We start from the raw sequence: 22,236 nt of genomic DNA on the forward strand, positions 1-22,236 counted from the left end.
CGTGCGCTTGCGCCGGAGCTTTTTTGTTGTCCAGGGGCCGGACCGAGGCCGGCGCCCCGCCACCGCGGAGCGCCTCGTACATACCAAGGAGTGACCATGGCGCAGAAGGATGCATCGGTCGCCGAGCTCACGAAGAACTTCGAGAACTCGAACGCCGTCCTGCTGACCGAGTACCGCGGTCTGACGGTTGCCCAGCTCAAGCAGCTGCGCAACAGCATCCGTCAGGACGCGCAGTACGCCGTGGTGAAGAACACGCTGACCAAGATCGCCGCGAAGAACGCGGGGATCACGGCGCTGGACGCGGACCTCAACGGTCCGTCGGCTGTCGCGTTCGTGCACGGCGACTTCGTCGCCACCGCGAAGGCTCTGCGTGACTTCGCCAAGGCCAACCCGCTTCTCGTGATCAAGGGCGGCGTATTCGAGGGCAACGCCCTCACCGCCGACGAGGTCAACAAGTACGCCTCGCTCGAGAGCCGTGAGGTTCTGCTTGCGAAGGCTGCGGGCATGATGAAGGCGACGATGGGCAAGGCTGCGGCCACCATCGACGCGCTTCGCGAAAAGCTGGAGACCGCTGAGGCCGCGTAAGCGACCGGCGACTCTCTTTCTCACAAACCCCATCAATCTAGGAGATACATCATGGCGAAGCTCACCACCGAGGAGCTGCTGCAGCAGTTCGCTGACCTCACGCTCGTCGAGCTCAGCGAGTTCGTGAAGGCGTTCGAGGAGAAGTTCGACGTCACCGCCGCCGCCCCCGTCGCCGTTGCCGGTGCCGCTGGTGGCGCCGCTGCCGAAGAGGTCGAGGAGAAGGACTCGTTCGACGTCATCCTCGAGGCTGCCGGCGACAAGAAGATCCAGGTCATCAAGACGGTCCGCGAGCTCACCTCGCTGGGCCTCGGCGAGGCCAAGGCCGTCGTCGACGGTGCTCCCAAGGCCGTCCTCGAGGGCGCCAACAAGGAGGCCGCCGAGAAGGCCAAGGCCGCTCTCGAAGAGGCCGGCGCGACGGTCACCCTCAAGTAATCACGCTTGTGTGATCGAAGGCCCCGGATGCCACGGCATCCGGGGCCTTCGTCATGTCCGGGCAGCCGCGGGCGGGGCGGTGGAGTTGCGCACGATGAGCCGGGCCTCCAGCCGGTGCTCGACGGGGGCAGCGGCCGCGGTGCCCAGCGTCGACACGAGCAGCTCGGCGGCGGCGATGCCCTGATCGCGCGGCTGCTGCGCGAGGGTCGTGAGCGAGAACATCTCGGCGTACTCGTGGTTGTCGATCCCCACGACGCTGAGTCCCGCCGGCACCGGGATCGCCAGCTGGCGGGCGGCCACGATGGCCCCGATGGCGACCTCGTCGCACACCGCCACGAGCGCGGTCGGGCGGCGCCGGGCGTCACTGAGTTCATCGACGGCCACGGCGTAGCCGCCGGGCAGCGACGTGGGCGACGCGATGTGCCGGGGGAGATGCCCCGCTGCCGCCATCGCCCGGCGGTAGCCCTCGTACCTCGCGGCATCCACTCGCTGCCATGGCGTCTCCGTCCCCCCGCCCACGAACGCGATATCGGTGTGCTGCAGGGCCAGCAGGTGCTCGGTCGCGCGCTGCGCGGCGTGCGTGTCATCGATCGTCACGATGCTGATGTCGGCGCTTGCGCCGACGACGCTCACGACGGGGCGTCCGATGCGCAGCAGCCGCTCCAGCTCGTGGTCGTCGGGGTCCAGCCCGACCGCGATGAGTCCGTCGAACCGCTTTCGCGCCAGGAAATCGTCGAAGATGCGGCGTCGGCCCTCGGTGCCGGGCCGTGCGTCGTAGAGGGTCAGGTCGAGGCCGTGCCGCAGCAGCGTCGCCTGGATGCCCTCGAGCACCTCGGCGAAGAACCAGCGGTTCAGACGCGGCATGATCACCCCGACGTTGCGCGTGCGGCCGGTCGCCAGGCTCACCGCGCTCGTGGAAGGCACATAACCCAGTTCTGCCGCCGCTTCCTGCACCCGCTGACGGGTCTGGTCCGACACCTGGGTGCTGCCGGTGAGGGCGCGGCTGGCGGTGGCCTTCGAGACCCCCGCGCGACGCGCGACATCGGCGATTCCGCTCATCAGTGAACTCCTTCGGCGCACCGGCAGCTCGGTTGTCTCGTCCTCGAGCCTGGAACCGGTTCCATCGAATGATTCCATGAGTGAGGTGGTTTTGGCCAGTGTGGAAAAAACATGCCCCGATTGGGTGGGAGCGCGACCACGACGCCTGGTTATCGAGTTGTTATCTCCGGGAGTTGAGTCCGGTGCCCCGGTCCTCTAGCGTGGGGGGCGGAAGCGGTTCCATTACCCGCACCACTTCCCGCACGATTTGTGTACGCGACGAAGCGCCGTGCGCGACGTCGGCTCGATGAGGAGGACAGATGAAGACCATCCCGCGCAGGACCCTTGCTGCCGGATCGTTCCTGGCGGTGGGCGCGCTCGCGCTCGTCGGCTGCACCGGCGGACCCGGTTCGGGCGGCGACGGCTCCGACAGCGGCGCTGCCGGCGACAACGTCGTGACCGTCTACGGCACCATCTCCGACACCGAGGCCGAACTGCTCGAGCAGTCGTGGGCGGACTGGGAAGAAGAGAACGACATCGACATCCAGTACGAGGCGTCGAAAGAGTTCGAAGCACAGATCGCCGTGCGTGCGCAGGGTGGCAACGCCCCCGACATCGCGATCTTCCCGCAGCCGGGCCTCATGGGGGACATGGCCGACCTCGGCTTCCTCCAGCCCGCATCGCAGGAGGTGGCTGACAACGTCGCCGAGTACTGGAGCGAGGACTGGGCCAAGTACGGCACCTACGACGGCACCCTGTACGGCGCGCCGCTCATGGCCAGCGTCAAGGGCTGGGTCTGGTACTCGCCGTCGTTCTTCGCAGACAACGGCTACGAGGTTCCCACCGACTGGCAGGGCCTGCTCGACCTGACCGCCCAGATCCAGGGTGACACCGGTTCCGCGCCGTGGTGCGTGGGCTTCGGTTCGGATGCCGCGACCGGCTGGCCGGGAACGGACTGGGTCGAGGATGTCGTGCTGCGTCAATCCGGCGCCGACGTCTACGACCAGTGGGTGACCAACGAGGTTCCCTTCACCGACCCGCAGATCGCCTCGGCGTTCGATGAGGTCGGCAAGATCCTCAAGAACCCGGAGTACGTCAACGCCGGCTTCGGCGGCACCGACACCATCGTGACGACGCCGTTCGGCGACCCGGCCTCGGCGCTGGTCTCCGGTGAGTGCGCCCTGCACCACCAGGCATCGTTCTTCGACGGCTTCATCACCGACGCCGGTGGCACGGTCGCCGAAGACGGCGACATCTGGGCCTTCCTGACGCCGGCCTTCGGCGACTCGTCGTCCGAGGGTGCCGTCGTCACCGGTGGTGGCGAGATCGTCGCCGCGTTCAGCGATGACGAGGCCACCCAGCAGGTGCAGGCGTACCTGTCCAGCCCGGAGTGGGCCAACTCGCGTGTCTCCCTCGGTGGCGTCATCAGCGCCAACAAGGGCCTGGATGCCGAGAACGCCTCGAGCGACATCCTGAAGGAAGCCATCGCGATCCTGCAGGATGAAGGCACCACGTTCCGCTTCGACGCCTCGGACCTCATGCCGTCGGGTGTCGGCACGAACACCTTCTTCAAGGGCATGAACGACTGGGTCAACGGCTCCGACACGGCCACCGTGCTCGAGCAGATCGAGTCGGGCTGGCCTTCGAGCTGACGGTTCCACGCATAGCGGGGCCCACCGCGAGCAGCGGTCGGCCCCGCTTTTCTCGACCCGGAGTCCGCTGACGCACTCGAAAGGATCCCATGTCCGCCTTCTTCCAGTGGCTGAGCAACCTCGCGCCGCTGCTGCAGATCCCGATCATCATCGGCGTATTCATCGCCGTGGTGGGGCTCATCCTGTTCTTCGTGGAGATCGCCCCCCGCCGCGGGCGCATCTACACGTTCATCCGCCTGGCGGTCTGCGTCGGTGCTCCGGCGCTGCTGCTGCTGCTGTTGAACTCCTACACGGTGGCCATAATCGGCGCCGCGCTGCTGGGGCTGCTGCTGTTCTTCCTCGACATGCGGTCGAAGGAGGGCACCGGTTCGCTCTTCGTGCTCGTCGCCTTCTTGGCTCCGGCGATGCTGCTGGTGATCATCGGGCTCATCATCCCGGCCATCCAGACCACCGGCCAGGCGTTCATGAACCGCAACAGCACCGAGTTCATCGGCCTCGACAACTTCATCTGGATCTTCACGCAACCCCAAGGCATCCGCGTCGTGCTCAACACGATCGTGTGGGTGGTCATCGCCCCGGTCGTCTCGACCGTCGCCGGCCTCGCCTATGCCTACTTCATCGACAAGACCCGCGGTGAGAAGTACTACAAGATCCTCGTCTTCCTGCCGATGGCGATCTCGTTCGTGGGCGCATCGATCATCTGGCGCTTCGTCTACACCGCGCGTCCCGCCGGACAGGAGCAGATCGGTCTGCTCAACCAGGTGATCGTGTGGCTCGGCGGTCAGCCGGTGAACTTCCTCGCCGTGCAGCCGTGGAACACGCTGTTCCTGATCATCGTGCTCATCTGGGTGCAGACCGGTTTCGCGATGGTGATCCTCTCCGCCGCGATCAAGGGCGTTCCCACCGAGCAGATCGAAGCGGCAGAGCTGGACGGCACGAACGGCTGGCAGCGGTTCATCAACGTGATCGTCCCCGGCATCCGCGGATCCCTCATCGTGGTGCTCACGACGATCTCGATCGCCTCGCTGAAGGTGTTCGACATCGTCCGCACGATGACCGCCGGTGCCAACAACACCTCCGTCATCGCCAATGAGATGTACACGCAGCTGCGCAGCTTCGAAGCCGGCCGCTCGGCCGCCTTCGCCGTGGTGCTGTTCGTGCTGGTGCTGCCGCTGGTGGTCTACAACGCCCGGCAGCTCAAGAAGCAGAGGGAGATCCGATGACCGCCTTCACTCCCATCGACCTTCCGGTCGATGAGCAGACCCAGCGGCGACTGCGGCGCGGTGAGCGCAAGATCGAGAAGCAATCCACCGCATCGGGCGCCAAGAAGCGGCTGACATCGCGGTGGGCGACGCTGGCGGCACTCGTCATCGCCGTGCTGTGGACGCTGCCGACCTTCGGCCTGTTCGTCTCGTCGTTCCGGCCGCGCGAGCTCATCCAGACCACCGGCTGGTGGACCGTCTTCTCCAACTGGGGATGGACGCTGGACAACTACGGTGAGGCGCTGCAGGCCGGCAACAGCCAGCTGAACATGGCGGGAGCGTTCGTCAACTCGATCGCCATCACGCTGCCGGCGACCATCATCCCGATCTCCATCGCGCTGCTGGCGGCCTACGCCTTCGCGTGGATGAACTTCCGCGGCAAGAACATCCTGTTCATCCTGGTGTTCGCGCTGCAGATCGTGCCGATCCAGATGGCGCTGATTCCGCTGCTGCAGCTGTTCTCCAACGGCACGCTGTTCGGGTTCCCGGTGATCGACGGGATCGGTCAGGCCGGCTACGCCCAGGTGTGGATCGCGCACACGATCTTCGCGATGCCGCTGACGATCTTCCTGCTGCACAACTTCGTCTCGGAGATCCCGGGCGAAGTCATCGAGGCGGCGCGGGTGGACGGTGCAGGGCACGGGCAGATCTTCTTCCGGATCATCCTGCCGCTGACGATGCCCGCGATCGCGTCGGTGGCGATCTTCCAGTTCCTGTGGGTGTGGAACGACCTGCTCGTGGCGCTCATCTTCGCCGACGGCGCGGTGGGTCCGATCACGAAGCTGCTGGCGGAGATGACCGGAAGCCGCGGTCAGGACTGGTATCTGCTCACGGCGGGCGCGTTCATCGCGATCATCGTGCCGCTGATCGTGTTCCTCGCCCTGCAGCGCTACTTCGTCCGCGGCCTCCTGGCCGGCTCGACGAAGGGCTGACCCGCGCGGCGGCGCCACGCCGCCGACCGCTGAGACGAAAACTGACGGCCGAGATGGTGGGTATCACCCACTGTCTCGGCCGTCGGCATTCGTCTCACGGGGTGTCAGGGGGCGGGGCACCCCAGCCGCTGCTGGGCGGCGGTCATCGCGTCGATCTCGAACAGCTGGGCTTCGCGCATGCGCGCGGCGGCGGCCAGCGTGCGCGGCTCCGAACCGAGCTCCAGCACCGCTTCGGTCATCGGGATCGCCGCCTCGTGGTGGCGGACCATCAGCGACAGGAAGAGACAGTCCGCAGCGGTCCCCTCGGCTTCGGCCAGCGCCGTCAGCTCGGCGGCAGAGGCCATGCCCATCGCCTCGCGCTCCTCTTCGGCGGTGAGCGGCTCGGTACCGGTGAGCCCGTGGTCGTGACCGGCATCGGATGCCGCCATCCACGCCATCGCCGGGCCGCCGGCCTGCGGCAGCCCCCACTTGACCAGCCAGTCGAACATCTCGCCGCGCTGTGCGGCCTGGCCGGTGGCGATGTCGTACGCGAGCGCCCGGATCTCGTCATCGGCGGTCTTGCGGTGGATGGTCATGGCCATGTCGACCGCCTGCTCGTGGTGGTACTGCATGTCGCGGGCGAACCCGGCCTCGGCCGAGTCCGTGGTCGGCAGCGCCGGTCCCGACGCGCCGAACGTGGAGAAGCGCCCGGCGGCGAAGGCGACCGCGGCGACGGCGACCGCGACGAGCAACATCGCGACCCACCGCCGCCGGGGCGCCTCGGTCACGACAGCTTGCCCGGCGCGTCGAAGGCTCCGGCGCACGCGGCGTTGGGCTCGGGCGCGTTGAGGCTGCGCCAGTAGGCGGTGAGGAAGTCATCGAGGCGGGGGTCATCCGCCGAGTCGAGTTTCAGCTGCGCGTTCCAGGCGCTGGCCACGACCGGTGCATCGAGACCCTCGTGGGGCGAGAGGATGACGTAGCTGTTCGGCAGCTTGGCCCGGATGGCGTCGACGGCGGTCTGATCGACGGCAGCCGGGTCGTAGGTGACCCAGACGGCGCCGTGCTCGAGCGAGTGCACCGCGTTGACCTCGGGCACCGGCTCGGCGTAGACGCCGCAGTTCAGCCACATCGCGTTGTGGTCGCCGCCCGCCGGCGGGGTCTGCGGGTAATCCACGTCGCCCTCCACATGGTTGGCGGTGTTCTCGAACGTCGCCACGCCCGAGATCGAGGCGCCGTCGCCGTCGCCGCGCGCGTAGGTGACGGGCTTGGGGGTGAAGATGTAGGAGGCGACGATGGCCGCGACGATCGCGATGCCCGCGGTGCTGCCGACCACCCACCACACGAGCTTGCTGCGACGTCGCTTGGTCAGCTCCCGCTGGTACTGGGCGAGCTTCTCCTGCTTCTGCTGCTCGCGCCGCTGCTTGGCGGTCATCGCGATCTGGGCCTTGGTGGCGGGGTTTCCACTCGCGCGCTTGGCGGAGTCGGGGGGCGTCGGTGTCATGGGGGATCTCGGCTCGGGTTGGGTGCGCGTCGCGCGGGAACCTCCTCAGCGTATGCGTCTGCATGGGTCGTCTACCTGGGAAGACGCTAGACTCGACCGGTTGTCGAATCGTTTCGACGTGACCGCCCGCGACCGCTCTGGATACCGTGCACGAAACTTCTCCCGTCCCCACCGCTCCCGCATCCGCCGCTGCGCGCCCCCATACCGGCGCCATCCGGACCCTCGGCGCGAACCCGACCACTGCCCCGATCGTGCTCCACCCCGGTGACTCGCTGTCGACCGCGCGCCGCGTGATGTACATCATCCTGCTGGGCGCCCTCACGGCGCTCGGGCCGTTCACGATCGACCTTTACCTGCCGGCCTTCCCGGTGCTCGAAGCGGACTTCCAGACCTCTGCGGCCGCGATCCAGCTCACCCTCACCGGCACGATGATCGGCTTCGCGCTGGGGCAGCTTGTCGTCGGCCCGCTGAGCGACAAGGTGGGCAGGCGCGTCCCCCTCATCGTGGTCACGGCGCTGCACGTGCTCGCCAGCGCCGCGGCAGCCTTCGCCCCGACCCTGGAACTGCTCTCGGTCGCCCGCGTGCTGATGGGCGCGGGCGCCGCCGCCGGAGGCGTGGTGGCCGCAGCGATCGTGCGCGACCTGTTCGGCGGACGCCGCCTGGTCGTCATGCTCAGCCGGCTCGCGCTCGTCTCCGGTGTCGCACCGGTCGTCGCCCCGCTCATCGGGTCCGGGCTGCTGGCGGTCATGCCATGGCGGGGACTGTTCCTCGTGCTCGCGCTCTACGGCGCGGTCATGCTCGTGTGCGCGCTCATCTTCCTCCCCGAGACCCTCCCGCGCGCCCGGCGGCAGGAGAAGGGCTCGACCACGGTGTTGCAGCGCTACCGCAGCGTGCTGGGGGACCGTGTCTTCATCGGCGTGCTCATCATCGGCGGCATGACCTTCAGCGGACTCTTCTCCTACCTGTCGGCATCCTCGTTCCTGTTCCAGCAGACGTACGGCTTCGACGCGCAGCAATACGGGCTGCTGTTCGCCATCAACTCCGTGGGCGTCGTCATCGGCGTGCAGACGGCGTCGCGGTTGGCCACGCGCTTCGGCCCGCAGTGGGTGTTGGCGATCTCGACCGGCGTGCTCGTGTTGGCCGCAACCACGATCATCATCGGCGATCTGCTCGGGGCGGGGCTGTGGGGCGTCATCATTCCGCTGTTCGTCTTCATGACGGCCTGTGGGTTCACTTTCCCCTGCGTGCAGGTGCTGGCGCTGGACCGTCACGGCAAGGCGGCCGGCACCGCGCAGTCGCTCATCGGCGCGGTGAACTTCGGTGTCGCCGGTCTCGTCTCACCCGTTGTCGGCTGGGTCGCCGGAGAAGCCGGCATCACCCCGACCACGATGGCGACGGTCATGGTGGGATGCTCGATCATCGCCGTCCTTTCCCTGTGGATCGTGGTGCGGCCGAAGACCGTGGCGCAGCTGGCTCCGTAGCGCCCGCGCATTCCCGGGCGCAAGCCCGGCGCCGCACCCCGCCGCAGGCGTCACAATGTGTTGATGGATGCCCTTCGCCACCCGATCGCGCGCCTGCTCGTGCCGGGCCTCGTGCTCATCGCCTTCGCCTGCGGCCTGGGCGGATGGATTCTGCTGCGCGGGCCGGAGGCGTTCGACCTCGACCAGATGTGGAACACCGCGCTCGCGCACTGGCGGGTCGACGCGCTCGTGTGGATCTCGCAGGCCATGAACTGGCTGGGCGGCGGCATCGTCGGCGTCTTCGTCGTGCCGATCGGCGGCGCACTGCTGCTGGTGCTGTGGCGCCGCTACTTCGGGGCGCTGTTCTTCATCGCGGCATCCATCCTCAGCGCGGCGGGCGTGCAGGCGCTGAAGCACCTGTTCGGCCGTGCGCGGCCGGAGGACATCATCGTCATCAGCGATTACGGCTCGTACCCTTCGGGACACACCGCCAACGCCGCGACGATCGCCGTGGTCGCGGTCGTGCTCTTCCCTCGGCTGTGGGTCGGGCTCGTCGGTGCGGCGTGGGTGCTGCTGATGGCGTTCAGTCGCACGTACCTGCACGCGCACTGGCTGAGCGACACCGTCGGCGGCGCCCTGATCGGCGCCGGCATGGCCCTCGTCGTTGCGGCGGCGTTCGCCACGCGGCTGCGGGCCGAGCAGCAGCGTGTGGGCCGGGCAGTCGCTTCGACGGGCTGATCCGCCGCCCGGCGAAGGCGCCCCGCCCGGGCAGGTGCCCCGCCCGGGCAGGTGCTCGAGGCCGGCCTCGACCCCGAGCACCTGGCGGGCGTCGTCCGCGCCGAGTGCGGCTGCGGCCGTGGCTAGCGGGTCTTGCCCGCGAGCTCGGCAGCGCCGCGGGTGTCGTCGCTGCGGGCGATCAGCGTCGGCATGGTCGAGGTGTCGATGAACGGGTCCTCGACCTGGCGTTCCACGACCGCCTCGGCCTCGGCGGTGGTCTCGACCGTCGGCACCGAGCCCAGCAGCGGGCGCTTGGCGGTCTCGCGCATCGTGAGCATCGCGATGCCGCCGAGCAACGCGAAGAACATGATGTAGAACGCCGGCATGTACGGGTTGCCGGTGAGCTCGATGAGGGCCTGGCTGAACAGCGGCGTCGTGCCGCCGAACAGCGACACCGACACGTTGTACGCGATCGCCATCGCTCCGAAGCGCGACGCCGTCGGGAAGAGGGCGGGCAGGGCCGAAGCCGACACCGCGACGTAGAACGCCACCGGGACGGCCACCATCGTCAGCGCGACGAACACGGCCCACTCCTGGCCGATCTGCATGACCGCGAACGCGGGCAGCATGAGCACGAGGGTGGAGCCCGCCGCGATCAGGTACACCGGGCGACGCCCGATGCGGTCGCTCAGACGCCCGATGAGCGGCAGACAGGCCGACATCACGATCAGGACCGGCACGGTCGCGACGGCCGCGCCCAGGTTCGAGATGCCGACCTCCTGCTCGAGGTAGGTGGGCATGTAGCTCGTCAGCGCGTAGCCGGCGGTGTTGGTGGCGGCCACCAGCGCGATCGCGATGAGTACGGGGCGCCAGTGGTGACGGAAGATGCCGACGACGCCGTGACGGGCCAGGGGGTCGCCGGCGTCGGCCTCGGCGTCTCGTTCGAGCTCGCTCGTGGTCTCATACGCCGGGGTCTCGGGGATGCGCAGTCGGAACCAGATGGCGACGGCGCCGAGCGGGATCGCGATGAGGAACGGGATGCGCCACCCGAAGTCGACCATCGCAGTCGGACCCCAGATGTTCTCGGTGATCAGGGTGGTCAGGGCCACGACCGACGCGCCCACGGCGAAGCCGATGTACGACCCGACGTCGAGCCACGACGACCAGAAGCCACGGCGGCGGTCGGGGGAGAACTCCGCGACGTACGTCGAGGCACCGGCATACTCACCGCCGGTCGAGAACCCCTGCGCCATCTTCAACAGGTACAGCGGCACGATCGCCCAGAGGCCGATCTGCTGCGAGGTCGGCAGCACGCCGATGAGGCCGGTGGCGACGGCCATGAGGGCCATCGTGAAGAACAGCACCTGCTTGCGACCGATGCGGTCGCCGAGCGGTCCCAGCACGAGACCACCGATGGGCCGCACCAGGAACGAGATCGCGAAGCCGAAGAGGGTGACCAGCAACCCCCACGGCTCGGGGAGATCCGCGGTGAACACCACCGCGAGGGTGACGGCCAGGTAGCCGTAGATGCCGAAGTCGAACCATTCCATGAAGTTGCCGACGACCGTTCCGCTGATGGCCGTGCGTACCCGCTTCTTGTCGACGACGATGACGTCGTCCACTTCGAGCCTCGGATGGTCGGTGTCGGAGGTTGCTTTTGCTGTCGTGGTCATGTCTTCCTTCTGATCAGCTGCGCGCCACAGGGCGCAGACAGTCGCCTGGGTCCTGGGACGATACGCGAACTTCGCGCGGGTCGCCTCCGCTTGGCATCCGATCGGCGGGTTTGGTACCGTGCGCGTGCGGGAGCAGCCTGATCTCGCCCAGACTGTGCAGAAGCTGGGGATCCACGTAACGTCGGAGGATGACCCGGCTCACCGCTCCCACCGGTCGCGAAGACGCCCTGCGCGCGCGACCCCGCCCCGACGGCACCGCGCCGCTCGCCCTCGTGCTCGGCGGCACCGGGTACATCGGCGGACGCCTCGTCCCGCGCCTGCGGGCCGCCGGCCACCGCGTGCGGGTGCTCGCACGCGACCCGCAGCGCGCCGCGGCGTTCCCCTGGGGCGACGACGTCGAGATCGTGGCCGGATCCGCCGACGACGCGGCCGTCATGGCCGAGGCCGTGCGCGACGTCGACGTCGTGTACTACCTCGTGCACTCGATGCGGGCCGGCGCCCGCTTCGAGGAGACCGATCTGCGCGCGGCGGAGACCGTGGCGGACGCGGCGGCTGCGGCATCCGTCGGGCGCATCGTGTACCTCGGCGGGCTGCACCCCTCGACGGGGCAGCTCTCGCCGCACCTGCGGTCGCGGGTCGCGGTGGGGGAGACATTCCTCGCATCGGGGGTGCCCACCCTCGTCCTGCAGGCCGGTGTCGTCATCGGCTCGGGCTCGGCGTCGTTCGAGATGGTGCGTCACCTCACCGACGTGCTGCCGTACATGCCGGCGCCGCGGTGGGTGCGCAACCGCATTCAGCCCATCGCCATCCGCGACGTGCTGCACTACCTGCTGGGCGCGGCGCGGGTCGATGCCGATGTCAACCGCGCCGTCGACATCGGCGGGCCCGACGTGCTGCGATACGGACAGATGATGAACGGCTACGCCGTCGCGGCGGGGCTGCCGCAGCGGGCGATCGCGTCGCTGCCGGTGTTCACCCCCGGGCTCGCCTCGCACTGGGTGAACCTCGTCACGCCGATCCCGCGGTCGATCGCCCGGCCGCTCGTGGCGTCGCTGCAGAACGAGTGCGTCATGGACGACCACGCGGTCGACGCGCTCATCCCGCTGCCGGAGAGCGGGCTGATGTCGTACCGTCGCGCCGTGACGCTCGCTCTGGGCCGGGTGGCGGGGGATGACGTGGAGACCAGCTGGCAGGATGCGGAGGTGCTCGACGCCCCGTCGGACCCGCTGCCGTCGGACCCGGAGTGGGCGGGGCGCACGGTGTTCACCGACGAGCGCACCGCGCAGACGCGCGCCACACCGGAGCGGCTGTGGGGTGTGATCGCCGGCATCGGCGGGGCCAACGGCTGGTACTCGACTCCGCTGCTGTGGGCCGTGCGCGGCTGGATGGACAAGATCGCCGGTGGCGTGGGCCTGGCCCGTGGTCGCCGCAACCGCTCGCGCGTCGCGCCCGGCGATGTCATCGACTTCTGGCGGGTGGAGACGGTCGAGGAGGGGCGCGTGCTGCGGCTGCGCGCGGAGATGAAGGTTCCCGGCCAGGCGTGGCTGGAGCTGCGATGCACCCCGACCGACGAGGGCTCGCAGTACGACCAGCGGGCGGTGTTCTTCCCGCGCGGCCTCGCCGGCCGGCTGTACTGGCTCGCCGTGCTGCCGTTCCACGGGTTCGTCTTCCGCGGCATGGCCAACCGCATCACCGCCACGGCCGAGGCCGAGGCGGGTCGCGCCGACCGTGACGCCCGTCGGAATTCAGGCGGGGACGCCGTGGCGGGCGCCGCGAGGGTCGAACACACCGTCGCAGGCTGAATTCCGACAGCTGCGGGCGGTGGGCCGGTGCGGTGCGGGGCCGCCGGGGGCGCGGGCTCGGGGCCGCGGCGGGCGGCCGGGGGCGCGGGCGCGGGGCCGCGGCGGGCTGCCGGGCGGCGCGGCGGGCGGCGCGGCGGGGGTGCCGGGCGCCGCGGCGGGCTGCCGGGCGGCGCGGCGTGGCCGCCGGGCGGTGGTCGGTATTCAGGCGGCGAGGCGCCGGGGTGGCCGTGGCCGACGAAGAACATCGCCACAGCCTGAATTCCGACAGCCCTAGGCTGGGGGCGTGCCTCACACCGCCGTCGTCGTGACCGTCTCGGATCGGTCGGCCGCGGGCGCGCGGCCCGACGCGAGCGGCCCACTCGCCGTCGCGGCACTGCGCGAAGCCGGCTACGCGTGCGCGGATGCGGTGGTGGTCGCCGACGGCGCCGACAGTGTCGAGCGGGCGCTGCGCGCGGCGATGGATGCCGGCGCCCGGCTGATCGTGACCACCGGCGGCACCGGAATCTCACCCCGCGACCAGACCCCCGAGGGCACCGCCCGCGTGATCGAGCGGGACCTCCCCGGCATCGTGGAGGAGCTGCGCCGCCGGGGTGCGGCGGAGAAGCCCGTCGGCATGCTCTCGCGCGGCCGCGCGGGGGTGACCGCCACCGCGCTGATCGTGAACCTCCCCGGCTCCCCGGCCGCCGTGTCCACCGGCATGCCCGTCGTCGTGTCGGTGGCGCGGCACGTCATCGACCAGCTCGCCGGGGGAGATCACGCATGACCGCCGTCCGCCTGGCCCGCATCAGCGCCGATCCCCTCGACCTCGCCGTGCACCTCGCCGCGATCGACGATGACGCAGCCGGCGCCGTCACGACCTTCGTCGGGCGGGTGCGCGATCACGATCCGGATGCCACGGCCGCCGTCGTTGCGCTGGAGTACTCCGCCCATCCCGAGGCCGAGGCCCACCTGCGCGCGATCGCCGAGCGCGCCGTCGGCGACGGCCCCGCCCTCATCGCGGTGAGCCATCGCGTCGGGCGGCTGGCGGTGGGGGATCTCGCCGTCGTGGTCGCCGTCGCCTCCCCCCATCGTGCGGAGGCGTTCGAGGTGTGTCGGGCCGTGATCGAGACGATCAAGACCGACCTCCCGGTGTGGAAGCGTCAGATCGACGCCGACGGCCGCGCGGCGTGGAAGGGCATCGGCGGCTGACCGCTCGCCCCGGCATCCGAGCCCCCTGGCCGCGACGACGATCCCCGACACCCGGGGTGCCCGGCGCCCGGGTCGGATCACCCGCCGGCGAACGGCGGCAGCACGTCGACGAGGTCGTCGTCGCCGAGCGCGGTGTCGTCGCCGACACGCGCACCACCCACCAGCACGGCGCAGCGCGGCAGGATGCCCCCGAGCCCCGGCCGTTCGACGGCGAGTGCGTCGCGCAGGGACCCCAGGGTGCGTTCGGCGCGGTCCTCGGCGGCGCGGCCGGCCATCTCCTCGGCGGCGGCGAAGTAACGCACGTGCGCCATCAGGAGGGGTCCTCGGCCTGCCACTCGCGTGCGAGTTCGGTGACCGCGGCCACGGCGGCGCGGCTGTCGGCGGGGGTGCCGCCGGCGCGACCGGCGACGAGGCCGGCGACGAAGGCGCTGAACGGGGCGGCGGGCCGCGCGACGCCCGCGGCCACGTCGCGCGCGAGGTCGAGGATGAGGGCGATGGGCACGTCGTCGACGGTCAGGTCGAACCGCTCGCGCAGGGCCGCAGACCACGCGTCGAGGGCTTCGGGCGGGAGGGTGCGATCGCTCACGGTGTCTCCTCTTCGGTCGACCGGCGCCGGGCTTGGGTGAGATCCTCCCACGTGTCGACGTCGGCTGTCTCGGTCTCGGGCGCGAGGACCGTCGCGATGGCGAGGTCGTCGAGGAGCCGGTGGACGGGGGCGCCGTGGCCGTGGTCGGGGAGCGCAGCCGACCGCCGGCGCAGCGCGGCGGTGCGGTACAGGCCCACCAACCACTGCGGCCGCGAGCGGGAATCGGCCAGGCACAGACCCTCGGTGTCGGAGGGCAGCAGCACGAGGTCGCGGACGAGTCGGGCGACCGCCGCCTCGGCACCGGGCAGGTCGCAGGCGAGCACAAGGCTCCATTCGGGTGTGGCATCCCACGAATCCAGCGCCGCGACGACGCCGGCGGCGGGCCCGCCGAAGGGCGGCTGCTCCCGCACCCAGGTGACCGTGGTGGGGAGGGATGCCGCAGCGGCCGCGACCTGCGCGGTGGCGTCGGCGCTGGGCTGCGGACCGACGATCGTGAGAGGCGAGGCCCCCGCGGCCGCGGCGGCGTCGACCGCGCGCCGCAGCAGGGTGCGGCCCCCGACCTCGAAGAGTGGTTTCGCCGCCCCGTCGACACGGGTCGCCCGCCCGCCGGCGAGGAGGATCGCGCCGAGCGTGCTCACGCCTCGTCGGGGCGCGTCCACGTGCCCGAGCGCCCGCCCTCCTTCGCGGTGATGCGCACGTTCTGGATCGACGTGGACTTGTCGATCCCCTTCACCATGTCGACGACGGCGAGTGCGGCGACCGTGACGGCCGTCAGCGCCTCCATCTCGACGCCGGTGCGGTCGGCGGTGCGCACGGTGGCTTCGATCTCGACGCCGTCGTCGACGATCGTGAGGTCCACCGCTGCGCCGTGCACGCCGATGACGTGCGCGAGCGGGAGCAGGGCGGGGGTGTGTTTGGCGGCCTGGATGCCGGCGATGCGCGCGACGGCGAGCACGTCGCCCTTGGGCACCGAGCCGTCGCGGAGGGCGGCGACCACCTCGGGTGCGCAGCGCACCGACCCGCGGGCGGTGGCGGAACGCACGGTGGGCTGCTTCGCGGTGACGTCGACCATGCGGGCGTGACCGGTGGCATCCAGGTGCGTGAAGCTCATGACACCAGCATGACATCGACGAGGTCGCCGACGGCGATGGCGTCGACCTCCGCGGGCACCACGGCGTAGGCCTCGGCGCGGCCCAGCGCTCCCGCCAGGTGTGACCCCGAGCCGCCGGCGGTGGCGGGGCGCACGCTCCAGCGGGCGGGGTCGGTGCGGTCGACGACGGCGGGCAGGTACTGCCGGCGTCCGGGCGGGGTGCGCCAGCCCACCGTCGCGGGCAGTCGCAGCAGCGGCCGATGCAGCACCGTGCGCCCCTGCAGCGCGAGCAGTGCCGGACGCACGAACATCTCGAACGAGACGGCGGAGCTCACCGGGTTGCCGGGCAGCCCGAACAGCAGTGGACCGTCGGGCATGCGGCCGAAGCCCTGCGGCTTGCCCGGCTGCATCGCCACCCGGGTGAAGGCCATCACGCCGACGAGTTCGTTCTTGACGACCTCGTACGCCCCGGCGCTCACACCGCCGGAGAAGACCACGACGTCGGCGGGCTCGGGGCCGCGGGTGACGCGGTCGAGCACCAGCCGCAGCGCCGCGCCTTCGTCGTCGACGCTCTCGCGGGCGACGATGCGGGCGCCCGCCTCGACGGCGAGGGCGGCCAGCAGCGTGCTGTTGGACTCGGGGATCTGGCCGCGCCGCAGCGGCGCCCCCGGGGGGAGCAGTTCGGAGCCGGTCGAGACGACCGCCACCCGCGGCGGGCGTGTGACGACGGGCCGGGCGAGGCCGGCCGCGGCGATGGCCGCCAGCTGCAGCGGCCCGAGCAGGATGCCGGCGGGGAGCACCTCGTCGCCGCGGCGGGCGTCTTCGCCGACGCGCCGCACGTGCGCACCGGGCGCGCGGGGTGCGCGGCGCACCACCACGGTGCCGACGGAGTCGCCGAGGCCCCCCACGGTGTCCTCGAACGGCACGATGGCGTCGGCGTCGGTCGGCACGGGGGCGCCGGTCATGATGCGGGCTGCCTCACCTCGGGCCATGGGCGGGTCGTCGGGGGCTCCGGCAGGCAGATCGGCGATGATCCGCAGGGTGACCGGCGTGCCGTCGGCGGCGGCGGCGACGTCGGCGAAGCGCACCGCGAACCCGTCCATCGCGGAGTTGTCGAACGCGGGGATGTCGACGGCGGCGTGCACCGGTTCGCGCAGGGTACGCCCGGCGGCCTGCGCGAGGGCGACGGGTGCGCCGTCGAGCAGGGGGGTGACGGTGAAGATGCCGGCGAGGTGGGCTTCGACGGATTGCAGGGCGCTCACGCGGGCGTCGTCTCGTACGGCCATGCCGCGATGCCGCCGGCGAGCACCGAGGCGTCGACACCCGCCTGGCGCAGCGCCGCGGCGGCGCGCTGAGCCCGGCCACCGGCGGCGCACACCACGATCACGGGCCGGGCTCCGGTGGCGGCTCCGGTCGGGGCGACGAGCAGGTCGGCGAGGGGGATGAGCACGGAACCGGGGATGATGCCGGCGGCCGTCTCGTGCGGCTCCCGCACGTCGAGCAGCGTCGCACCGGCATCCTGCGCCGCGCGGGCCTGCGCGGCGGTGACCTGGGGCGGAGTCGCGGCGGCCGCCGCGGCCGTGGTCTTGTCCGCCCCGGGCGTCGGCCCGCTCGCCCGGGGAGCGGCTGGCGCCGCCACGGCCGCCGCCGGGGCGGCCGCAGCCGCGGCGGTGACGGCCCGCAGCGGCACCTCGGTCTGCCGGCCGCGCAGGGCGTCGATGACGAGCACGCGTCCGAGCAGCGGCTCACCGATGCCGGCGAGGAGTTTGACCGCCTCGATCGCCATGATGCCGCCCACCTGCAGGCAGAGCGCCCCGAGCACCCCCACCTGCGCGCAGGTGGGCACGTCGCCGACGTCGTCGGGAGGGTGCAGGTCTGCCAGGCGCACCCCGGCGACGCCGGGCGGCGGGGCACTCCAGAACACGGTGACCTGGGCGTGGAACTCCTGCAGCACGCCCCACACCAGCGGCACGCCGAGCCGTTCGCACGCGGCGGCGACCGCCGAACGGGTCGGGAACGTGTCGGTGCCGTCGATCACGAGGTGCGCCCCGGCCAGCAGCCGGTCGGCGTTGCCCGGGGTCAGCCGCTCGCGCACCGTCCGCACGGTGGTCGTGGGGGAGAGGTCGGCCGCGCCGCGCGTCGCGGAGTCGACCTTGGGGGCGCCGATGTCGGCGTGGCGGTGCATCACCTGGCGGTGCAGGTTGGAGTGGTCGACGTCGTCGTCGTCGATCACGGTGAGGGTGCCGACGCCGGCGGCGGCGAGGGCGAGGACGACGGGAGAACCGAGGCCCCCGGCACCGACGACGGCGACGTGCGCGGCGGCGAGGCGGCGCTGGCCGAGGTCGCCGAGGCCCGCCAGCGCCCGGTGCCGTGCGGTGCGCGCGGCCTCGGTGGGGGAGAGCGCGGCGACGGGCTCGACCAACGGTGGCAGCGACATGACGCCCAGCGTACGCCCGGCCCTCACCGAGGAGGAGGATGCCGCGGATGCGGCGGAATCACCCTGCCATCGCCGCGGTTGCGGGTGTATCTTCGGCGCCATGGAGAGCTTCCGCATCGCCGAGGCCGCGCGCCTGCTGGGCGTCAGCGACGACACCGTACGCCGCTGGGTGGATCAGGGCACGCTCCCGACCACGGGCGACAGCCCGGCCCGCATCCCCGGTGACGCGCTCGCCGCCCACGCCGTCGAGGTCGCCCGCAGGGTCGCTGATCCGCCCGACGTGCTCAGCAGCGCCCGCAACCGATTCGTGGGGCTCGTGACCCGCGTGCAGATGGACGGCATCATGGCGCAGGTCGACATCCAGGCCGGCCCCCATCGGGTGGTGTCGCTGATGTCGGCCGAAGCGGTGCGCGAACTGGCGCTCGAACCCGGCTCGCTCGCGGTGGCGCTCGTGAAGGCGACCAACGTCATCGTCGAGATCGCGAAGGCCTGACGTGCGCGCCGCGCGTGCGCTGCTGCTCGGGCTCGCCGCGGTGCTCGCGCTCGCCGGGTGCGCCTCGACCGCCGGCAGCGACGTCGACCCCGATGGGGCGGGCGCCGCGCCGTCGGTGATCGGGGAGCAGCTCTCCGGGGAGCTGTCGATCTTCGCGGCGGCGTCGCTGCAGGGGGCGTTCGACGAACTGGCGACGGCGTTCGAGGCGCGGCATCCGTCGCTCGAGGTGCTGCCCATCGGCTACGACGGCTCGTCCACGCTCGCGACGCAGATCGTCGAAGGGGCCGCCGTGGATGTCTTCGCCTCGGCCGACGAACCCACCATGCAGCGGGTGGTGGATGCCGGGCTGGCCGATGCCCCCGCGCCGTTCGCGACCAACACCCTCGCGCTCGTGACCCCTCCCGGCAACCCCGCCGGGGTGGCGGGTCTGGCAGACCTCGCGGACCCCGACCTCATCGTCGTGCTGTGCGACGTCGCGGTGCCGTGCGGCGCGGCATCCATCGCCCTGCTCGACGCGGCCGGAGTGACCGCCGTCGTCGACAGCCACGAGCAGAATGTCACCGCCGTGGTGACCAAGGTCGCCACCGGCGAGGCGGATGCGGGTCTGGTGTACGTGACGGATGCCGCCGCCGCCGATCTCGACACCGTCGCGGTGCCGGGGACGGCGGACGTCGTCAACCGCTACCCGATCGTCGATCTGGCAACGTCCGCCCATCCGGCGGCCGCCGCCGCGTTCGTGGCCTTCGTGCAGAGCGCCGAGGGTCAGCGGGTGCTGGCCGCCCACGGCTTCGGTGCACCGTGACGGCGCCCGGCGCGTCACGGCAGCCCCGTCGCGACGACGCGCGCGTCGGCGCGGGATCGGCCCCGACGCCGCGGCCGGGCCGCACCTCGTACGGCTTCGTGCCGCCTGTGCTGGCGCTTCCCGCCGTCGTCGGGTTGGCGCTGCTGGTCGTGCCGCTGGCGGCTCTCATCGCCCGCGTGGAGTGGTCGACGCTCTGGGCCGACATCACGGCGCCGGCGGCGCTGTCGGCGCTGGGGCTGTCGTTGCAGACCGCGCTGGTGGCCACGGCGCTGTGCCTCGTGCTGGGGGTGCCGCTGGCGCTGGTCATCGCCCGCGCCGGCAGCCGCACGGCCGCAGCGCTCCGGGCGCTGGTGACCGTGCCGCTCGTGCTGCCGCCCATGGTGGGAGGCGTGGCGCTGCTGTTCCTGTTCGGGCGTTCCGGCTGGCTCGGGCCCGTCCTGGCGCAGTGGGGCGTGCAGGTGCCGTTCACGACGACGGCGGTCGTGCTCGCGCAGACGTTCGTCGCCCTGCCGTTCCTCGTCCTGGCGCTGGAGGGGTCGCTGCGCTCCACCGGGGTCGGCTACGAGCAGACCGCCGCCGGTCTCGGCGCGGGCCGGTGGACGACCCTCTGGCGGGTGACCCTGCCGCTGGCGACTCCGGGGCTGGTCGCCGGCACCGTGCTGAGCTTCGCCCGGGCTGTCGGCGAGTTCGGGGCCACCGCGCTGTTCGCGGGCAACGCGCCGGGGGTGACCCAGACGATGCCGCTGGCCATCTACACCGCGTTCAACGGCGCCGGGGTCACCCAGGGCAGCGCCGTGGCCCTGTCGCTGCTGCTGCTGGTGACCGCCGTATCGGTGCTGCTGCTCGTGCGGGCGTGGCGACCGGGGGTGCCGCGATGACCACCGCCCTGCACGTGGACGTCGACGTCGCCCGCCGCGGCTTTCGGCTGCACGCGGCTCTGGACGCGCACGCGGGTGAGACCGTTGCGGTGATGGGGCCGAGTGGGGCGGGCAAGTCCACGCTGCTCGATGTGCTCGCCGGGTTCGTGCGGCCGTCTACGGGCACCATCCGCATCGGCGACCGTGAGGTGTCGGGCCCACGCGTGCACCTCGCCCCGCATCGCCGAGGGGTGGTGCTGCTGGGGCAGGACCCGCGCCTGTTCCCCCACCTGAGCGCCCGCGACAACGTGGCGTTCGGGCTGCGCGCCGGCGGCATGGCGCGCCGTCGCGCGCGGGGCGAGGCCGACGAATGGCTTTGGCGGGTCGGGCTGCCCGGTTCGGGTGGCCACGTCCCGCGCGAACTGTCGGGCGGGCAGCAGCAGCGGGTGGCACTCGCCCGGGCGCTTGCCGCGGCGCCGGACGTGCTGCTGCTGGATGAGCCGTTGACGGCGCTGGATGCCGAAACCGCCGGCGGCATCCGCGCCATGCTGGCCGAGCAGCTCGCCGCGGTGCCCACCACGACCGTGCTCGTCACCCATGACGCGGTGGATGCCGCCGCGCTCGCGCAGCACCTGGTGCTGCTGGAGGACGGCCGGGTGACACAGCAGGGACCCGTGCGCGAGGTGCTGCACCAGCCGGCGACCGGGTTCGGCGCCGTCATCGCGGGACTTAACCGTGTCGTCGGCGAGGTGAGGGACGGCACCTGGCGCTCCGGCGCACTGCTGCTGCCCGCTCCCGGCGCCCCGCGGACGGCGGTCGCGCTCTTCCGCCCGGGCGCCGTGCGTGTCGAGGCTGTCGCCGAGCACACCCTCACCGGCGCGCTGCGGGTCGCGGCGGCCGCGCCCGTGGTGCCGGGGGAGTGGATCGCGCGTGTCGTGCGCCTCGAACAGACGCTCGCCGGCGTGCGCGTGCACACCGAGACCCCCGCCGTCACCGCCGACGTGGCCGTGGAAGAGGTCGCTGCCCTCGGGCTCGGATCGGGCGTGCCGGTGCGGCTGCGCATCGCGGCATCCGATGTGCGGATCGTCGCGGTGTCGGCGGCGGCGACGGCGACGGCGACGGCCGTGACCGCGGCGGGTGGCAGGATGGCGCCATGAGCCGCATCCGCCCCTTCCGCCCCGGCGACGAAGCAGCCCTCGCCCGCGTGTGCCTGCTGACGGCCGATGCCGGCGCGGATGCCACCGGCGTGCTGGTCGACGAGGACCTGTGGGGTGAGGTGTTCGTGCTGCCCTACGTCGCGCGGCATCCGGAGTTCGCGTTCGTGGTCGAGACCGACGACGGCCGTGTCGCCGGTTACGTCGTCGGCGCGCCCGACACGCGGGCGTTCGAGGGGTGGTTCGCGTCCGAGTGGTGGCCGCGGTTCGCCGAGCGGTGGCCGCGGCCCGCCGGGGAGCGCACCCGTCAGGATGGCGTGCTCATCTACGCCTACGGTCGCGGGCCGGGAGTCGAGCCCTACGGCGACACCCACCCCGCACACCTGCACATCGACCTGCTGCCCGAGCTGCAGGGGCAGGGCTGGGGGCGTCGGCTGATCGACACCCTCAGCGACGCGCTCCGCGCCCAAGGCGTGGCGGCGCTGCACCTCGTGGCGTCCGCCGACAACACCGGGGCGCTGGCGTTCTACGACCGGCTCGGGTTCGAGCGGGTGCCGTCGCACGACGGCGTGCAGGTGTTCGCCCGCTCCCTCTGA

Annotated in this window: 25 protein-coding genes; 15 read left to right on the top strand and 10 right to left on the bottom strand. The window is 71.7% G+C overall.

All coding sequences use genetic code 11. The features are described 5' to 3' along the window. Positions 1 to 96 precede the first annotated feature (96 nt). Together rplJ and rplL are read left to right on the top strand one after the other, a co-directional pair. Positions 97 to 585 carry a 50S ribosomal protein L10 gene (gene rplJ, locus H9651_RS00820; RefSeq protein ID WP_191717206.1) on the top strand — a complete coding sequence of 163 codons (489 nt, stop codon included), beginning with the start codon at positions 97 to 99 and terminating at the stop codon, positions 583 to 585. A 51-nt stretch (positions 586 to 636) separates the two neighbouring features. Further along, positions 637 to 1,017, top strand: a complete 381-nt coding sequence (rplL, locus tag H9651_RS00825) for a 50S ribosomal protein L7/L12 (RefSeq protein ID WP_191717207.1) — start codon at positions 637 to 639, stop codon at positions 1,015 to 1,017. Positions 1,018 to 1,068: 51 nt separating this feature from the next. Here the strand turns inward: rplL and H9651_RS00830 are convergent, their stop codons facing one another. After that, positions 1,069 to 2,076: a LacI family DNA-binding transcriptional regulator gene (locus H9651_RS00830; RefSeq protein ID WP_191717208.1), complete on the bottom strand. Its 1,008-nt coding sequence runs from the start codon at positions 2,074 to 2,076 to the stop codon at positions 1,069 to 1,071. Between the two features lie 299 nt (positions 2,077 to 2,375). Here H9651_RS00830 and H9651_RS00835 point away from each other — a divergent pair, with 299 nt between their 5' ends. From H9651_RS00835 to H9651_RS00845, 3 genes are all read left to right on the top strand, one after another. Continuing rightward, on the top strand, positions 2,376 to 3,707 hold the full coding sequence (locus H9651_RS00835) for an ABC transporter substrate-binding protein (protein ID WP_191717209.1): 1,332 nt from the start codon (positions 2,376 to 2,378) through the stop codon (positions 3,705 to 3,707). An 89-nt stretch (positions 3,708 to 3,796) separates the two neighbouring features. Beyond that, positions 3,797 to 4,930, top strand: a complete 1,134-nt coding sequence (locus H9651_RS00840) for a carbohydrate ABC transporter permease (protein ID WP_191717210.1) — start codon at positions 3,797 to 3,799, stop codon at positions 4,928 to 4,930. Further along, a complete protein-coding gene (locus tag H9651_RS00845) occupies positions 4,927 to 5,901 on the top strand; it encodes a carbohydrate ABC transporter permease (RefSeq protein WP_191717211.1) in 975 nt (324 codons plus the stop codon). Before H9651_RS00840 ends, H9651_RS00845 begins: the two co-directional genes overlap by 4 nt. A gap of 104 nt (positions 5,902 to 6,005) precedes the next feature. Here the strand turns inward: H9651_RS00845 and H9651_RS00850 are convergent, their stop codons facing one another. Then, entirely contained in the window at positions 6,006 to 6,668 is a 663-nt protein-coding gene (locus tag H9651_RS00850; protein WP_318244705.1) for a DUF305 domain-containing protein, read from the bottom strand. Next, positions 6,665 to 7,381 carry a DUF3105 domain-containing protein gene (locus tag H9651_RS00855; protein ID WP_191717212.1) on the bottom strand — a complete coding sequence of 239 codons (717 nt, stop codon included), beginning with the start codon at positions 7,379 to 7,381 and terminating at the stop codon, positions 6,665 to 6,667. The genes H9651_RS00850 and H9651_RS00855 overlap by 4 nt, the downstream gene beginning before the upstream one ends. 293 nt (positions 7,382 to 7,674) lie before the next feature. Here H9651_RS00855 and H9651_RS00860 point away from each other — a divergent pair, with 293 nt between their 5' ends. Together H9651_RS00860 and H9651_RS00865 are read left to right on the top strand one after the other, a co-directional pair. After that, positions 7,675 to 8,862 (top strand): multidrug effflux MFS transporter, encoded by a 1,188-nt coding sequence (locus tag H9651_RS00860; protein WP_225216249.1) that lies wholly within the window; start codon positions 7,675 to 7,677, stop codon positions 8,860 to 8,862. Positions 8,863 to 8,925: 63 nt separating this feature from the next. Beyond that, positions 8,926 to 9,579, top strand: a complete 654-nt coding sequence (locus tag H9651_RS00865) for a phosphatase PAP2 family protein (RefSeq protein WP_191717214.1) — start codon at positions 8,926 to 8,928, stop codon at positions 9,577 to 9,579. A gap of 122 nt (positions 9,580 to 9,701) precedes the next feature. On the opposite strand, the gene H9651_RS00870 is transcribed toward H9651_RS00865, so the two are convergent. Next, positions 9,702 to 11,231 (bottom strand): MFS transporter, encoded by a 1,530-nt coding sequence (locus tag H9651_RS00870; protein WP_191717215.1) that lies wholly within the window; start codon positions 11,229 to 11,231, stop codon positions 9,702 to 9,704. A 188-nt stretch (positions 11,232 to 11,419) separates the two neighbouring features. Here H9651_RS00870 and H9651_RS00875 point away from each other — a divergent pair, with 188 nt between their 5' ends. The 3 genes from H9651_RS00875 to H9651_RS00885 all read left to right on the top strand — a co-directional run bounded on the left by H9651_RS00875 (position 11,420) and on the right by H9651_RS00885 (position 14,221). Then, a complete protein-coding gene (locus H9651_RS00875; RefSeq protein WP_191717216.1) occupies positions 11,420 to 13,033 on the top strand; it encodes an SDR family oxidoreductase in 1,614 nt (537 codons plus the stop codon). A 283-nt stretch (positions 13,034 to 13,316) separates the two neighbouring features. Further along, the gene (locus H9651_RS00880) at positions 13,317 to 13,796 is read left to right on the top strand and encodes a MogA/MoaB family molybdenum cofactor biosynthesis protein (RefSeq protein WP_191717217.1); all 480 of its coding nucleotides are present in this window, start codon (positions 13,317 to 13,319) and stop codon (positions 13,794 to 13,796) included. Further along, positions 13,793 to 14,221 carry a molybdenum cofactor biosynthesis protein MoaE gene (locus tag H9651_RS00885; RefSeq protein ID WP_191717218.1) on the top strand — a complete coding sequence of 143 codons (429 nt, stop codon included), beginning with the start codon at positions 13,793 to 13,795 and terminating at the stop codon, positions 14,219 to 14,221. Before H9651_RS00880 ends, H9651_RS00885 begins: the two co-directional genes overlap by 4 nt. Positions 14,222 to 14,298: 77 nt before the next feature. On the opposite strand, the gene H9651_RS00890 is transcribed toward H9651_RS00885, so the two are convergent. Genes H9651_RS00890 through H9651_RS00915 form a run of 6 tightly spaced genes read right to left on the bottom strand, consistent with a single transcriptional unit; the run spans position 14,299 to position 18,334 of the window. Continuing rightward, the gene (locus H9651_RS00890) at positions 14,299 to 14,532 is read right to left on the bottom strand and encodes a MoaD/ThiS family protein (protein ID WP_191717219.1); all 234 of its coding nucleotides are present in this window, start codon (positions 14,530 to 14,532) and stop codon (positions 14,299 to 14,301) included. After that, positions 14,532 to 14,807, bottom strand: a complete 276-nt coding sequence (locus tag H9651_RS00895; protein ID WP_191717220.1) for a DUF6457 domain-containing protein — start codon at positions 14,805 to 14,807, stop codon at positions 14,532 to 14,534. The genes H9651_RS00890 and H9651_RS00895 overlap by 1 nt, the downstream gene beginning before the upstream one ends. Further along, positions 14,804 to 15,445 carry a molybdenum cofactor guanylyltransferase gene (gene mobA, locus H9651_RS00900; protein WP_191717221.1) on the bottom strand — a complete coding sequence of 214 codons (642 nt, stop codon included), beginning with the start codon at positions 15,443 to 15,445 and terminating at the stop codon, positions 14,804 to 14,806. The genes H9651_RS00895 and mobA overlap by 4 nt, the downstream gene beginning before the upstream one ends. Continuing rightward, positions 15,442 to 15,918, bottom strand: a complete 477-nt coding sequence (gene moaC, locus H9651_RS00905) for a cyclic pyranopterin monophosphate synthase MoaC (protein WP_191717222.1) — start codon at positions 15,916 to 15,918, stop codon at positions 15,442 to 15,444. Before moaC ends, mobA begins: the two co-directional genes overlap by 4 nt. Then, complete coding sequence (locus H9651_RS00910; protein ID WP_191717223.1) at positions 15,915 to 17,183, bottom strand: molybdopterin molybdotransferase MoeA; 1,269 nt, start codon at positions 17,181 to 17,183, stop codon at positions 15,915 to 15,917. Before H9651_RS00910 ends, moaC begins: the two co-directional genes overlap by 4 nt. After that, positions 17,156 to 18,334 carry a ThiF family adenylyltransferase gene (locus H9651_RS00915; protein WP_191717224.1) on the bottom strand — a complete coding sequence of 393 codons (1,179 nt, stop codon included), beginning with the start codon at positions 18,332 to 18,334 and terminating at the stop codon, positions 17,156 to 17,158. The genes H9651_RS00910 and H9651_RS00915 overlap by 28 nt, the downstream gene beginning before the upstream one ends. Before the next feature lie 100 nt (positions 18,335 to 18,434). On the opposite strand from H9651_RS00915, the gene H9651_RS00920 reads away from it, so the two are divergent. From H9651_RS00920 to H9651_RS00940, 5 genes are read left to right on the top strand one after another with little or no spacing between them, the layout of a single operon-like run. Next, the gene (locus H9651_RS00920; protein WP_191717225.1) at positions 18,435 to 18,827 is read left to right on the top strand and encodes a TOBE domain-containing protein; all 393 of its coding nucleotides are present in this window, start codon (positions 18,435 to 18,437) and stop codon (positions 18,825 to 18,827) included. A gap of 1 nt (position 18,828) precedes the next feature. Next, positions 18,829 to 19,629 (top strand): molybdate ABC transporter substrate-binding protein, encoded by an 801-nt coding sequence (gene modA, locus H9651_RS00925; RefSeq protein WP_191717226.1) that lies wholly within the window; start codon positions 18,829 to 18,831, stop codon positions 19,627 to 19,629. Then, positions 19,626 to 20,507: an ABC transporter permease gene (locus H9651_RS00930; RefSeq protein WP_404802976.1), complete on the top strand. Its 882-nt coding sequence runs from the start codon at positions 19,626 to 19,628 to the stop codon at positions 20,505 to 20,507. Before modA ends, H9651_RS00930 begins: the two co-directional genes overlap by 4 nt. After that, entirely contained in the window at positions 20,504 to 21,643 is a 1,140-nt protein-coding gene (locus H9651_RS00935; RefSeq protein WP_191717227.1) for a sulfate/molybdate ABC transporter ATP-binding protein, read from the top strand. The genes H9651_RS00930 and H9651_RS00935 overlap by 4 nt, the downstream gene beginning before the upstream one ends. Next, positions 21,640 to 22,236: a GNAT family N-acetyltransferase gene (locus H9651_RS00940; RefSeq protein WP_191717228.1), complete on the top strand. Its 597-nt coding sequence runs from the start codon at positions 21,640 to 21,642 to the stop codon at positions 22,234 to 22,236. Before H9651_RS00935 ends, H9651_RS00940 begins: the two co-directional genes overlap by 4 nt.

The sequence above is a fragment of the Microbacterium pullorum genome (assembly GCF_014836535.1).
GTDB lineage: Bacteria > Actinomycetota > Actinomycetes > Actinomycetales > Microbacteriaceae > Microbacterium > Microbacterium pullorum.

Excerpts from the sequence above, each read along its gene's own strand:
- H9651_RS00845 (WP_191717211.1), top strand. The coding sequence starts at position 4,927 with ATGACCGCCTTCACTCCCATCGACCTTCCGGTCGATGAGCAGACCCAG.
- H9651_RS00935 (WP_191717227.1), top strand. The coding sequence starts at position 20,504 with ATGACCACCGCCCTGCACGTGGACGTCGACGTCGCCCGCCGCGGCTTT.
- H9651_RS00840 (WP_191717210.1), top strand. The coding sequence starts at position 3,797 with ATGTCCGCCTTCTTCCAGTGGCTGAGCAACCTCGCGCCGCTGCTGCAG.
- H9651_RS00890 (WP_191717219.1), bottom strand. The coding sequence starts at position 14,532 with ATGGCGCACGTGCGTTACTTCGCCGCCGCCGAGGAGATGGCCGGCCGC.
- rplJ (WP_191717206.1), top strand. The coding sequence starts at position 97 with ATGGCGCAGAAGGATGCATCGGTCGCCGAGCTCACGAAGAACTTCGAG.
- H9651_RS00920 (WP_191717225.1), top strand. The coding sequence starts at position 18,435 with ATGGAGAGCTTCCGCATCGCCGAGGCCGCGCGCCTGCTGGGCGTCAGC.
- rplL (WP_191717207.1), top strand. The coding sequence starts at position 637 with ATGGCGAAGCTCACCACCGAGGAGCTGCTGCAGCAGTTCGCTGACCTC.
- H9651_RS00915 (WP_191717224.1), bottom strand. The coding sequence starts at position 18,334 with ATGTCGCTGCCACCGTTGGTCGAGCCCGTCGCCGCGCTCTCCCCCACC.
- H9651_RS00910 (WP_191717223.1), bottom strand. The coding sequence starts at position 17,183 with ATGGCCGTACGAGACGACGCCCGCGTGAGCGCCCTGCAATCCGTCGAA.
- moaC (WP_191717222.1), bottom strand. The coding sequence starts at position 15,918 with ATGAGCTTCACGCACCTGGATGCCACCGGTCACGCCCGCATGGTCGAC.
- H9651_RS00870 (WP_191717215.1), bottom strand. The coding sequence starts at position 11,231 with ATGACCACGACAGCAAAAGCAACCTCCGACACCGACCATCCGAGGCTC.
- H9651_RS00865 (WP_191717214.1), top strand. The coding sequence starts at position 8,926 with ATGGATGCCCTTCGCCACCCGATCGCGCGCCTGCTCGTGCCGGGCCTC.
- H9651_RS00860 (WP_225216249.1), top strand. The coding sequence starts at position 7,675 with ATGTACATCATCCTGCTGGGCGCCCTCACGGCGCTCGGGCCGTTCACG.
- H9651_RS00835 (WP_191717209.1), top strand. The coding sequence starts at position 2,376 with ATGAAGACCATCCCGCGCAGGACCCTTGCTGCCGGATCGTTCCTGGCG.
- H9651_RS00885 (WP_191717218.1), top strand. The coding sequence starts at position 13,793 with ATGACCGCCGTCCGCCTGGCCCGCATCAGCGCCGATCCCCTCGACCTC.
- H9651_RS00830 (WP_191717208.1), bottom strand. The coding sequence starts at position 2,076 with ATGAGCGGAATCGCCGATGTCGCGCGTCGCGCGGGGGTCTCGAAGGCC.
- H9651_RS00940 (WP_191717228.1), top strand. The coding sequence starts at position 21,640 with ATGAGCCGCATCCGCCCCTTCCGCCCCGGCGACGAAGCAGCCCTCGCC.
- H9651_RS00875 (WP_191717216.1), top strand. The coding sequence starts at position 11,420 with ATGACCCGGCTCACCGCTCCCACCGGTCGCGAAGACGCCCTGCGCGCG.
- H9651_RS00855 (WP_191717212.1), bottom strand. The coding sequence starts at position 7,381 with ATGACACCGACGCCCCCCGACTCCGCCAAGCGCGCGAGTGGAAACCCC.